Consider the following 13892-nt stretch of genomic DNA (forward strand, 5'->3'; position numbering starts at 1 on the left):
GTCCTTTTTGGACGGGCGGGACGCCCATCCCACAAACTTGTGGAAGTTATTTAATTCTCATTCCTTAGAAATACGCTATTTTGATTGAAATTGATCGACGGTACTGTTGTCGGTAAACTACAGCAGAAGGAGAAAAGGAAGAGCAAAGCGAAAATAATTTTAAATCGGAACCCAAAACAATTAACAATGCCCAATTCCCCATTTCCTATTTCCAATTCCTCTTAAGATGAATATGTTTCCTAAACCCCTCAATCGCTTTGCTACCAAAATTATCGGCAAAGTTCCATTACAAACGGTGCTTGTGGTTCCTTTTTTAGTGCAAATTGTCGGCACGGTAGGAGTTGTAGGTTGGCTATCTTTCCAAAACGGTCAGCGGGCAGTCAACGATGTTGCCGCTCAGTTGCGGGGAGAAATTAGCGATCGCATCAAAGACCGCATGGAACATTATATGTCAACTCCCCACATTGTAAATTACCTGAACCTTCAAGGCATAAAACTGGGGCAATTGAACCTAGAAGAAAAGCAAAAACTAGAACATCATTTTCTAGAACAAATTCAATATTTTGATTCTATCAGCATCATTTACACCGGCAAAGAAAATGGAGAACACTCTGGAGCAATCCGCACTAAAGATGGAATTTTGATATCTGCTGCTGACAGCTCTACTGACAATAAATTAGCTCGATATACTGCGGACTCTCAGGGAAACCGCGTTCAATTAGTGCAAATTTCACCCGATATTTATGACCCGCGAACTCGCCCTTGGTACATAGCTGCCGCTCTGGCAAAAAAACCTATTTGGACTCCAATTTATACAGATTTTTTGACTAGGGAACTGGCAATTACGGCTGCTTTGCCTATCTACGACGACGCTGGCAAATTGTTAGGCGTAGCTGGCAGCGATTTGCTCTTTTCCCGAATCAAAGAATTTCTGGTTAGCCTCAAAATTGGCAAATCGGGACAAACTTTTGTCATGGAGCGATCGGGGATGTTGATTGCTACTTCAACTGCGAGTCAAGAATTCGTGGTGGAAGGTAAAGAAACAAGGCGCATTAAAGCTTCAGAAAGCGAGAATCCGGTAATTCGTCAAACTGCACAACATTTAAATAAATCCTACGATAGCTTAGCTAAAATCAATAATTCTCAACAACTTACTTTTGATATTGATGGCCAGCGAAATTTTATTCAGGTAGCTCCTTTTAAAGACGATCGCGGGTTGGATTGGCTGATTGTGGTAGTTGTACCAGAGTCCGACTTTATGGAGCAAATTAACGCCAATACGCGCACGACTTTTTTGCTGTCGGTTGCAGCTTTAATCGGGGCGACACTTCTGGGAATTCTTACTGCTAAATGGGTAATTAAGCCGATTTTAAGATTGAATGCTGCCGCCAAAGCTTTGGCGCGGAATGAATGGGATACAAAGCTCACTCTGAATCGCGAAGACGAACTGGGAGAACTTGCCGCTGCTTTTAACAGCATGGCCGCTCAATTGCAGCATTCCTTTACTTCTCTCTCGGAAAGCGAAAACCGAGTAAAACAATTTTTAAATGCAGTACCGCTAGGAATTTTTATTGCCGAGCCCAACGGTAAACCTCACTACATCAATCCTACTGGAGAGCAATTGTTAGCTCAAGGAATTGTACCAGCAGATTCCGAAACTTTACGTCAATCCTACCGAGTTTATTTAGCTGGTACTCAGGAAATTTACCCGGCGGAACGCGACCCAATTTTAAATGCTTTGCAGGGTAAGAGTGTAACTGTTGATGACCTTGAAATTACCTCGACTGACAAAACTGTTCCCCTGCAAGTTTGGGGAACTCCTATTTATGACGCTCAAGGAAATATTATCTACGGGATGTGCGCTTTTCAAGATATTACAGAACGCAAACTAGCGGAGAAAGTATTAAAGGAATACAACGACAATTTAGCAGTGCAAGTTGCCGAACGTACCGCCGATTTTGCCAAAGCACAAGAAAAGTTTTCTAAAGCTTTTCGTTTAAGTCCTAATGCAATTACTCTGACTAGAATTAGCGATGGTCGCCACATAGAAGCCAATGAAAGCTTTTGTCGGATGATGGGGTACAGTCACGAAGAAATCATTGGCAAAACTGCGGTAGAACTCAATTTTTGGGCGAGTTTGGGAGAGCGCGATCGCATGATTCAAATGTTAAAAGATAAGACGGCTCTTCACAATTATGAGCTGAGGTTTCGCAATAAAAATGGTACAGAAAGAACGGCACTGCTGTCTATAGAAACCATCAATATTGACGGAGAAGCTTGTTTTTTGTCGATTTCTAGCGATATTACCGAGCGCCAAAAAGCCGAAACTGCACTCCGGGAAGCAGAAGAAAAGTACCGCAATATTTATGAAAATGCTTTGAATGGAATTTTTCAAACTGCTGGTGACGGGAAATACATCAGCGCTAACCCCGCTTTAGCTAACATCTACGGCTACGAATCGCCTGCAGAATTAATAGCAGTACAGCCGAATTTCAATAACCAGCTTTACGTGAAACCCAACCGCCGCGATGAATTTGCTGCGCTGATGAACGAGGACGGAATACTATCCAACTTTGAATCGGAAATTTACCGCAAAGATGGCAGCATAATCTGGATTTCGGAAAATTGTCGCGCTGTCTGCGATGAAGCAGGAAATCTGCTTTACTACGAAGGCTTTATTAAAGACATTACTGATAGCAAACAAGCGGAAATCAAAATGCAGCAGGCGAAAGAAGCGGCCGAAGCAGCAAACAAAGCTAAGAGTACCTTTCTCGCCAATATGAGCCACGAATTGCGATCGCCCCTGAACGCGGTCATCGGTTTTGCTCAAGTCATGCTTCGCAGTAAAACTTTGTCTCAGGCAAATCAAGAAGATGTCGGAATTATCCTGCGGAGTGGCGAACATTTACTGGCTTTAATTAACCAAGTTTTAGACTTATCAAAAATTGAAGCCGGACGCACTACTATTAATTCAAAAAGCTTCGACTTATACCAACTAATCGATGATTTAGAAGATATGTTTGCTCTCAAAGCTGAGCAAAAAGGTTTGCAATTAATCTTCGATCGAGACGCAGAAGTTCCCCATTATATTTGTACTGATGAAGTTAAATTGCGGCAAGTTTTAATTAATTTGCTCAATAATGCAATTAAATTTACTTCAGAAGGGGGAGTGTCGATGCAAGTCAAAGCAGGAAGGCGGAATATACATAAAAACAGCACTGACCAATTGCCCGGCCACTACTGGCTGCATTTTGAAGTTCAAGATACTGGTGCAGGCATTGCTGCTGAGGAAATTAATCAGTTGTTTGAAGCATTCGTGCAGACGAAAACAGGTAAAGATTCTCAGGAAGGAACGGGTTTAGGTTTAGCTATTAGCCGCCAGTTCGTGCAATTAATGGGAGGTGAAATTACGGTTAGCAGCGAGATCGGAAAGGGTGCAGTATTTCAGTTTGACATCCAAGTTCATCTGGTTGAAGCTAGTGATATTGAAAGCAAAAAGACTCAACGTCGAGTTGTTGCCCTCGAACCGAATCAGCCGAGTTACCGCTTGCTAATTGTGGACGACAAACCCTTGAACCGCCAACTGTTGGTAAAACTTCTCAGTCCACTCGGATTTGAGTTGAGAGAAGCGAATAATGGTAAAGAAGCGGTTGATATTTTTATGGAGTGGGAACCGCATCTGATTTGGATGGACATGAGAATGCCTGTGATGGACGGCTATGAGGCCACGAAACAGATTAAAACTACAACTGGGGGGCAAGCAACGGCGATTGTGGCCCTAACTGCTAGCGTTTTGGAGGAAGAACGGGCGGTGATTCTTTCGGCGGGTTGCGATGATTTTATGCGGAAACCGTTCCGAGAGGAGGATATCTTTGTGGCAATGGGGAAACATTTAGGAGTACGCTATATTTATGAAGATCCAACTGCCGTAAGTGCCACAGGTGTAGAGGAGTCAAGTCAGGAGGTGCTGATACCGGAGGCTTTCGCCTCTCTGTCTCCAGATTGGATGGCCCAATTCAAGCAAAGTATTTTGAGTGTGGACATGGAGGCGATCGCAACTTCGATCGCACAAATTGGCACTGTCAATCCCTCTCTTGCGACCAAGCTTCAAGATTGCATTAATAATTTTGAATATGACAGAATTTTGAACATAATCGAACTCAGCGAGAAACAGTAAAGACCCGATGACTTTAACTTTACCTAAAACCAATCGAGCTAATATTTTAGTAGTAGACGACACGCCAGAAAACCTGCGGCTGCTGGCAGGAATTTTGAGCGAAAAAGGCTATCAAGTTCGCCCCGTACCCAATGGCAAGCTAGCATTGTCTGCTGCTCAAAAAATACCCCCGGATCTAGTGCTGCTGGATATTATGATGCCGGAAATGGACGGCTATCAAGTTTGCCAGCAACTCAAAGCTTCTGAAATTACCAAAGACATTCCTGTTATTTTTATTAGTGCGATTAATGACGTGCTGGATAAAGTTAAAGCTTTTGCAGTTGGCGGAGTTGACTTTATTACTAAACCGTTTCAGGTTGAAGAAGTTTTAGCCCGGATAGAAACTCATTTAAAAATTTGTTCGCTGCAACAAACTTTGCAAGAAAAAAATCAAGATTTAGCAACGGCAATCCACCAACTGCAAGCCACCCAAGAGCATTTGATTCAATCGGAAAGAATGGCAGCCCTGGGACAACTGATTGCCGGCATTGCTCACGAAATCAATACTCCCTTGGGTATTATAGGTTCGTCTATTAATAATATAGCTAATTTTTCAGACGATTTTTTCGATAAATTTCAGGAAACTTATCAGAAACTTTCTGACGAAAGCAAAAGTTATTTTTTAGCTTTAATGTACAGAGCAACCCATCAAGAAGTTTTATTCACAAGTAGAGAAAAACGCAAGTTTAAGCAGCAGTTGACTGCGGACATGATGGCAGAATCTGTTGAAAACTCCGAGGAAATTGCGGATACTTTAGTTGACATGGAAATCTACGAAAATATAGAAGAGTTCTTGCCGCTTTTCAAATCGCCGGATTGGGAAGTAGTTTTAAATAGTGCTTACCAGTTTGCGAGCTTTAAAAAAAGTATTAGCCTGATCCAAAGAGCCACAGCGAAGTCGGGAAAAGTAGTATTTGCCTTAAAAACCTACGCTCATTTTGATAGCAAACCAGAAAAAGTCCAGGCGAACTTACATGATGGCATTGAAACGGTGTTAACCCTTTATCAAAATCAACTAAAACACGGTATAGAAGTAGTGAAAAATTATGGAGATTTACCCGAAATTATGTGCTATCCCGATGACTTAAATCAAGTTTGGACGAATCTCGTTCATAATGCCCTGCAAGCAATGGATTATAAAGGTGTTTTGACGATTGAAACTGGGCAGCAAGGGGCGAATATTTTACTTAAGTTTACTGATAACGGCAAAGGTATTCCCTCAGAAGTTATTCCCAAAATTTTTCAGCCATTTTTTACGACAAAATCTGCGGGCGAAGGTAGCGGTTTGGGATTGGATATTGTGAGAAAAATTGTGGAAAAACACGAAGGCACAATTGCTGTTGATTCTGTACCGGGGCAGACAACTTTTACAGTCTCGCTGCCAATTTATTAAACAACACTTACCTGTAGGGGCTGATTCCCGATGACCGAAGACATCCAGGATGCCAGCCCCCGAATTCACCCGTCCAGAAATAAAAAACTTGTATCCGATAAAGGCGCGCCCGAATTTATCTCGCGCAAGTCAATGCTTCAATTCTTTAATCTGCCATCTAAAATCGCGCAATCGATTGACTCTCGTCGCTGTCTCGCTGAGAAATACAAGATTTATTACAATAAACCGGGTTAATCTTCGGAAGTCCTATTAAAATAAGATAGGGGACAGATATCCTGCATCCTTGCCCAAAATCAATACTGTAAAAAAATGTAAAAGCAAGTCATATCGATAAACCTAATAAAATTTAAGCAGAGAGGAAAAGATGAATAAGCCTGTAATTATTTGCGTTGACGATGAACCAGATATCTTGAATACTCTCAAGATGCAGCTCAAAAATGAATTTAAGAATGATTATTTTTATGAATTAGCTGAAAGTGGTGATGAAGCTTTAGATTTACTTGAGGAATTTCAAAAAAAAGCTCAGGTGATTGTGGTTGTTTCGGATTGGCTGATGCCGGGAATTAAAGGTGACGAACTTTTAATCAAAGTTCACCAAAAGTATCCTACAATTATTAAAGTGATGTTGACTGGACAGGCGGAGGTATCGGCTGTTCAGCGGGCTGTAGAAGAAGCAGATTTATACTGTTGTTTGTACAAACCCTGGCAAAGCAAAGACTTAATAGAAATTATAAAATCTGGGCTGGCTAAGTTATGAAAAAACCTGTGATCGTTTGTATTGATGATGAACCTGACGTTTTGAACAGTTTAAAGATTGAACTGAAAAAGGCGATCGGCGATCGGTGTATAATTGAAACCGCTGAAGGGGGGGCTGATGCTTTAGAGTTGCTGGCAGATTTGCAGGCAGATGAATACGAGATTGCTTTGGTGCTTTCCGATTATATCATGCCGGATATTAAAGGGGATGAACTGCTCAGAAAAATTCACGAAAGCTCGCCGGAGACGCTGACTATTATGCTAACGGGACAAGCTGATTTGGAAGCGTTGAGCAATGCTATTAAGTATGCTAAATTGTACCGTTATATTCCTAAACCTTGGCAAAATGAAGACTTAAAGTTAACGGTAGTAGAAGCAGTTCACAGTTATTTGCAAGACCAAAAGTTAACAGATGAAATTCATAAGCGCCAAGAAGTAAACGAGGAGTTAAAGCTGGCAAATGAGGCGCTGTCTGCCAGTGAAAGCCGCCTGAGTCAATTTTTAGAAGCTTTGCCAGTGGGGGTATCTGTTTATCATCCCGATGGCTCGATCGCCTATTTCAACCAGACAGCGCGGGATTTGCTGGGTGCAGACACTATCCCGGAAAGCACTGCGGAACAATTAGCTGCGACTTATCAACTGTATGTTGCCAATACTGATGAGCTTTATCCGCCGGATAATTTGCCAATTTTGCGTGCACTGAATGGACAATCTGTCAAGGTTGACGATGTAGAAATCCGTCAAGATGGCAAAAGAATTGCGATCGAGATCAATACCACGCCGATTTTTGACGCTAGCGGAAATATTGTTTATGCGATCGCAGCTTTTCAAGATATTAGCGATCGCAAACAAGCGGAAAAAATACTAGCAGATTACCACCACACCTTAGAAGCCCAAATTGACGAACGTACAGAACAACTGCAACAAGCTGCATTAGCTGCTGAAGCAGCAAACAAAGCTAAAAGCACGTTTCTCGCCAATATGAGCCACGAGTTACGCACCCCTCTCAATTCTATACTCGGCTTTGCACAAATAATGGAACCCAGTCCGGATCTTACTGTCGAAAACCGAGAAAATATGAGAATTATTCGCCGTAGTGGCGAACACTTGCTTACCTTGATCAATGAAGTCTTAGACTTGTCAAAAATCGAAGCGGGGCGGATGACACTTAACCCGAAAAGCTTCGACATCTACCGCTTGCTTGACGATTTGCAAGATATGTTTCAACTGCGGGTACATAATGAAGAATTGCAGTTGCATTTCCAGCGCGATGCTGACGTTCCTCAGTACGTGCGAACCGATGATATTAAACTGCGGCAAGTGCTGATTAATCTTCTGAGTAATGCGATTAAGTTTACCCAAACAGGCGAAATCATCTTAAGAGTTATCAAGTTAGAAAAATCGGGTTTTCTGGATATACTGGATAGTTCTACAGCTTGCTTTGATACCACAAGAAGTATTCGGGATTTTTCGACAACTAGCAGTGATTTTGCAAATGTTGAATGGAGCGATGAGGCTGAGGGGTCAACTGTGCCTGGGTTTTTTCTTCTATTTGAAATTGAAGATACAGGAGTTGGGATTGCTCCTGAAGAATTGGGCAGCATTTTTAATGCTTTTGTGCAAACAGCTTCCGGTCAAAAAACTCAGAAAGGCACGGGTTTAGGATTGAAGATAAGTCGTCAATTTGTCCGCCTGATGGGAGGCGAAATTGTCGTAGAAAGTCAACTGGAACTCGGCACCACTTTTAAATTTGAAATTCCAGTGGGTGCAGTTGATGCTGCTGAGCTTCCCGATCCGGAACTTAACCGCGAAGTGAGTGGTTTGGAACCCAATCAACCGTGCTACCGGATTTTAATTGTGGACGATCGCGAAGACAACCGCCAACTTTTAGTCAAAATGCTTTCTCCTTTAGGTTTCGGGGTGGAAGAAGCCACCAACGGCCAGGAAGCAATAGAAATGTGGGAAAATTGGCATCCGCACTTAATTTTGATGGATGTGCGAATGCCAGTGATGGACGGCTACGAAGCTACTAAACAAATTAAGACTAGAATCAAGCAGAGAGAGCAAGAAGGGGAAATGAATATTTCCGATCCCGAATTCCCGATTCCGAAGATTATTGCTTTGACAGCTAGTACAATTGAAGGAAGGCAAGCGTTTGCTTTATTGGTCGGCTGCGACGATTTTATTAGCAAACCTTTCCGCAAAACCGATATATTTGATGCCATCACCAAACATTTGGGGGTGAGGTATCTCTACTCTAACTCAACGGACTTTATCTCAATAGGCGATAGAAATAATTTATCTGACTCGCTCCCTAATGCTGCGCTTGCTTATTTACCCATACTTCCCGCAGAATGGATAGACAACATGAAGCAGGTAATCCGCAGTGCTGATTTTGACTTACTTGTCAGGACAATCGACGAAATAAGGGGGCCTCATCCTGAATTGGCGGAAATCCTCCAGGGTCATCTCGATAATTTTGATTACCAGAAAATTCTCAATTTAATTGCCGAGGCGGAGGAATCAGATAATGCAGATGAAGGCGGAACAAACTGAAAACTATCAAGCGGATATTTTAGTAGTTGACGATACACCAGATAATCTGCGTTTGTTGATTAGAATTTTGCAAAAAAATGGCTATAAAGTTCGACCAGTTACTAATGGTTTTTCGGCGTTAGATGCTATTCAATCTAGCGCGCCAGATTTGATTTTACTCGACATTATGATGCCGGATATTGACGGGTACGAACTATGTAAAAAATTAAAATCCCAATCGCAATTTCGGGAAATCCCCATCATTTTTCTGAGCGCGCTGGAAGAAGGAATAAATAAAGCCAAAGCTTTTGAAGTGGGAGGGTCGGATTATATAACTAAACCTTTTCAGGTGAAAGAAGTATTGGCACGAGTCAGCAATCAACTTACTGTGCGTTCATTGCAAATGCAATTGCAAGAAAAAAATCAAAAATTGACCGATCAAAATATCCAGTTGCACCAGGAAATCGCTGAACGCCACCAGGTGGAAATGGAAACGAGATTGCTGCTGCAGGCCACTCAAGCTATTAGCAAATCTGAAGATTTTGAGTCGGCTATAGATGTGATCTTAGGTTTAATTTGCAAAACTATTGAATGGAATCTGGGCGAAGCTTGGATTCCTTGCAGTGAGGGGTTTTTAAAATGCGCTACAGGTAGGTACGTGAGTGACTCCAGTTTTGCCCAATTCCAACAAACAAGTTGGGAGTTGATTTTTGCTCCCGGTGTGGGACTTCCGGGTAGGATTTGGCAGTCGCAGCAGTCTGAATGGATAGATGATGTTTCTAATGCACCGGAACAAGTTTTTTTAAGAGCTAAAATTGCGCTGAGTGTGGGATTGAAAGCGGCTTTTGGGGTGCCAATTTTGGCGGAAAACCAAGTGTTAGCTATTTTGATTTTTTATCGCGAGAAAGTTCTGAATTGTCAGCCGCGCTTGTTGGAATTAGTGAGCGCGGTTGCTACGCAGCTCGGTTCGCTGATTCAGCGCAAACAAGCTGAAGCAGCTCTGAAAGTGCAGCAAGAGCAAACAGAGAAATTGCTGCTGAATATTTTACCGAAACCTATTGCGGATCGTTTGCAAAAAGAGCAAAAGTTGATAGCGGAGCATTTTGATGAGGTGAGCGTCTTGTTTGCTGATTTGGTGGGTTTTACAGAGTTTTCGGCTCACAAAAGTCCGACGCAGTTGGTAGAAATTTTGAATGGGATTTTTTCGGAGTTCGATAGGTTGTCTGAATTGCACGGGTTGGAAAAGATTAAGACGATTGGGGATGCTTACATGGTGGTTGGGGGTTTGCCGACGCCGCGGGAGGATCACTCGTCGGCGATCGCACTTTTAGCTTTGGAGATGCAGGCAGCTTTGGGGAGGTTTAATGCCAAAATGGGAGAAAATTTTCAATTGAGGCTCGGAATTCACAGCGGTTCGGTGGTGGCTGGAATTATTGGGATTAGTAAATTTAGCTATGATTTGTGGGGCGATACTGTTAATGTTGCTTCGCGGATGGAGTCGAACGGATTGCCTGGTAAAATTCAAGTGACGGAGGCGACTTACGAGCGTTTGAAAGAGCAGTTTGTTTTGGAAGAACGGGGTCATATCCCGATCAAAGGCAAAGGAAGGATGCTGACTTACTGGTTAATTGAAGAACAAAAGAAATCTTTTTAAGTTTATGATGTAAATTTCCATTAATATGAAAGGTAGACCGCATTTATACTTTCAGGAGGGCTAATCCTTTGCAAACAGTTGAAACAAAATCGCCGACAGCGTTGAAAAGAGTCCTAGTTATTTTAATATCACTGCTAGCAGTAGCGGTACTGTCGATCGCTACTTTTATCGCTATCCCCGGAGAAAAAACAATGTTTGCTGGAACCAGACCTGCCAATATCGGGATTGTGTCAGGAAAACTCGCAGCGTGCCCGAGTTCCCCCAACTGCGTCAGCAGCTTCAGTCAAGATGCCGAACACAAAATTGAGCCTTTGGCATACACTTTGTCCCAGAGTGATGCGATGGTAAAGCTCAAAGGGGCGATCGAGTCCTATGGAAAAACTAAAATTATCACGGCAACTGATAATTACCTGTATGCAGAGTTCACCAGTGCTTTGATGGGGTTTGTTGATGACGTTGAATTTTTGGTAGATGATGAAGCAAAAGTCATCCATGTGCGATCGGCTTCGCGTCTGGGAGAGTCGGATTTGGGAGTTAACCGCAAACGGATTGAAACTATCAGAACTCAACTCAATCAACTCTGAACTTAAAATTTCTAGCTTTCCTGAAGCCCCTCTCCTACAGCGCGGTTTCATTATCCGTAGGGGCAAACCCTCGTGAAGAACCCCGATATTTGAAACACCGATTCCCTCGTCCGTGGAGGGGCTAAGCACTCTTAGCGCTACCCCTACAAAACGATGATTTCCCTGAGAATAAAACAGCTCTGCGCTCTCCTACAAGATGAGGGGCTTTGAGATTTGTGTACTACTATATAATGTAAATTCGTCACTAGCTAGTTAACAATTATTAACAGTAGACACAGCACAAAGGAGTGTCCAGCAGGGGGAGTAGGACACCGCACTGCCGTGTTCCTACGGTTGGCTGTCAGTTTTCAAACTTGTTATGAGATTGGCGGTTGTATAGTTTTACCATCTTTAAAAGAGCTGAGCACGCTAGCACAGAAGAAGAGATTCCGTAGTATTCCTATAGTATTAAACAATCTAAATTATACACTTCTGACTTTAGGGAGAGGGAAGTTAGCGAATTAATTTCTACTATTAAATTAAGTAGAGCAAAGAGGAAAAAACACATGGGACTTCAAAAATTAGCAGACTTTTATCCTAATTATCAGGAAGAAATATTTGCTGGAGATGACATCAAGGGATTTGATGTTTATGCTGGCGACTCTGATGAAAAAGTAGGCACTGTTTATGACGCTTTGGTTGATGACAGTGGTCGTTTTCGCTATCTGGTAATTGATACCGGTATTTGGATTTTTGGCAAAAAAGTATTGTTGCCAATCGGGTCGGCTCGCTTCGACTACGGAGCCCGTCGCGTCCACGCCACAGGTCTTCGCAACAAAGCTCAAGCAGAACAATTGCCAGCTTACAATGAATTAGAACCATTAGATTACGATCGCGAAGAACAGGTAAGAGGCGTCTACCGCAATCAGGAAACTGCCGCGGCCCGCACTGCAACTCCTGCTAGCTACGATCGCAGCAGCTACAGCTACGATATGGATCGCCCCCTCTACGAAACCAACGAACAGCAGCACCAAAATCTCAAGCTTTATGAAGAACGCTTGATTGCCAACAAACACCGTGCAAAAACAGGCGAAGTAGCAGTTGGCAAGCGCGTGGAAACTGAAACAGCGCGAGCTTCAGTACCCATTGAAAAAGAACGAGTCGTAATCGAGCGAGTAACCCCGGTAGAAGCGGGTCGAGTAGTTTCAGTCGGTGAGGCTGACTTCCAATCTGGGGAAGTTGCACGCATGGAAGTCTACGAAGAAACGGCGGACATCCACAAGGAAGCTTTCGTCCGGGAAGAAGTCAACGTCAGAAAAGAAGTTGTTCGCACCACGGTTGAGGGCGAAGAAACCTTGCGTCGTGAAGAATTAGAGGTTAAAACTGATGGCACTGCGGTTGTAGATAATAAAAACATCTAAACCAACCGCAACAGGTATTGCATAGGAATTGTGCCTTAATGACATAATTCTGTCACCGCGCAGGTTTGATTGGATTGGTGGCGATCGCGCAATTCCTATGTGATTGGCGGGGGGGTAAAAAACTTGTCTAGTTTTGGCAACGTTTATGCACTTTCCCCGCCTTTACCAATTTCCCATTACCAATTCATAATAAAAATCCCTAAGCAGGAAAGTTTAAAAAATGAACGGTCAAGCATCAGCCGAAAAAATAGCAACTGCCAAATCAATAACCCGTCTCAACCGGGTACCTGAAAAAGTCAGAACTAAGCTAAAAAGTTTTACCGTCAAAGACAACCAAGGTCACTTGGTCGGCAAAATTAAAGATGTCTATTTTAATGCTAACGGTCAGTTAAACTTTGTCGTGACCGGGCTAGGGAGCGAAAATCCCCGCATTTTTTTATTAAGTGTTAAGCTGCTAAAAAAAGTGGATTATCACCAAAAAGCGCTGTTTGTAACTATTAATTCGGCTCAAGTCGATCTGCTGCCAGTAGTTTCGGAAAATGGCGAGCATCCGTATTTAGAAAATGCCGCGGAACCGGATAATGAATTTAGCAACAGTGAATTAACAAATCCCTCAACAGTTATGTCAAATCTAACAGATGCCGATCGCACAGATGCAAATTGGGAGACAGATCGCGATGAGGAAAACTTGGATATTGTCGATCGAGAAGTAATTCGCCTGTTAGAAGAACGATTGGTGATCAATCGCAGCAAGCGCAAAGTCGGCGAAGTCATAGTGCGTAAAGAAATTGAAACTCGGATGGTACAAGTACCTATCCAGTGGGAAAAGCTGATTGTCGAACAAGTCGGCGACGATCCGAAGGTGTTGGCCGAAATAGATTTAGGCGAGGGAAGCATCACCGGTATAGATTTGACGGAGATTAAGAGCGATCGCCAAGAACCGACAGTTAAGGCGGAATTTACCTCTGTGCAGAAAGCTAGCAAAATCTTAAATTCGATCGCCTCTCAACCCCGTCACGGTTGCGTCAAAGTCCGCCTCGAACTCGTTCTCGAAGACAAGCAACTTGAGGAGACTTACCAAAAATGGATGACGGAACACCATTCAGAGAGTTAAAATATTCGTCCTTTTCGGTGTAGATTCTAGCGATTAGCGAGAAACTTCAATCTAACAGCGGACTGTGGCGAGTTGTGCAGGAGACAAAATTCACCGCCATCTACTAAGATCGGGTTTGGTAAATTAACCGTAATTTTGGTAGGGGCGGCTTAACCAATATCTATAATATAAGGAATGAGAATTAAATAACTTCCACAAGTTTGTGGGATGGGCGTCCCGCCCGTCTTTTAAGGACGGGCG

General features: G+C 42.9%; 8 protein-coding genes. All 8 read left to right on the plus strand.

Annotation, left to right across the window (positions count from 1 at the left end):
• Nucleotides 1–232: 232 nt before the first annotated feature.
• The 8 genes from QUA50_RS27945 to QUA50_RS27980 all read left to right on the plus strand — a co-directional run bounded on the left by QUA50_RS27945 (nucleotide 233) and on the right by QUA50_RS27980 (nucleotide 13652).
• Nucleotides 233–4177, plus strand: a complete 3945-nt coding sequence (locus QUA50_RS27945) for a PAS domain S-box protein (protein WP_333268482.1) — start codon at nucleotides 233–235, stop codon at nucleotides 4175–4177.
• 7 nt (nucleotides 4178–4184) lie between these two features.
• Nucleotides 4185–5609 (plus strand): response regulator, encoded by a 1425-nt coding sequence (locus QUA50_RS27950; RefSeq protein WP_333268480.1) that lies wholly within the window; start codon nucleotides 4185–4187, stop codon nucleotides 5607–5609.
• Between the two features lie 364 nt (nucleotides 5610–5973).
• On the plus strand, nucleotides 5974–6366 hold the full coding sequence (locus QUA50_RS27955) for a response regulator (protein WP_333268478.1): 393 nt from the start codon (nucleotides 5974–5976) through the stop codon (nucleotides 6364–6366).
• Nucleotides 6363–8921 carry a response regulator gene (locus QUA50_RS27960; protein ID WP_333268476.1) on the plus strand — a complete coding sequence of 853 codons (2559 nt, stop codon included), beginning with the start codon at nucleotides 6363–6365 and terminating at the stop codon, nucleotides 8919–8921. The genes QUA50_RS27955 and QUA50_RS27960 overlap by 4 nt, the downstream gene beginning before the upstream one ends.
• The gene (locus QUA50_RS27965; protein WP_333268474.1) at nucleotides 8896–10554 is read left to right on the plus strand and encodes an adenylate/guanylate cyclase domain-containing protein; all 1659 of its coding nucleotides are present in this window, start codon (nucleotides 8896–8898) and stop codon (nucleotides 10552–10554) included. The genes QUA50_RS27960 and QUA50_RS27965 overlap by 26 nt, the downstream gene beginning before the upstream one ends.
• A gap of 68 nt (nucleotides 10555–10622) precedes the next feature.
• A complete protein-coding gene (locus QUA50_RS27970) occupies nucleotides 10623–11138 on the plus strand; it encodes a DUF1499 domain-containing protein (protein ID WP_333268472.1) in 516 nt (171 codons plus the stop codon).
• A gap of 545 nt (nucleotides 11139–11683) precedes the next feature.
• On the plus strand, nucleotides 11684–12538 hold the full coding sequence (locus QUA50_RS27975; protein ID WP_333268471.1) for a DUF2382 domain-containing protein: 855 nt from the start codon (nucleotides 11684–11686) through the stop codon (nucleotides 12536–12538).
• A gap of 220 nt (nucleotides 12539–12758) precedes the next feature.
• Nucleotides 12759–13652: a DUF2382 domain-containing protein gene (locus QUA50_RS27980; RefSeq protein ID WP_333268468.1), complete on the plus strand. Its 894-nt coding sequence runs from the start codon at nucleotides 12759–12761 to the stop codon at nucleotides 13650–13652.
• Nucleotides 13653–13892 lie beyond the last annotated feature (240 nt).

This window comes from Microcoleus sp. M2_D5 (assembly GCF_036701935.1).
GTDB lineage: Bacteria > Cyanobacteriota > Cyanobacteriia > Cyanobacteriales > Microcoleaceae > Microcoleus.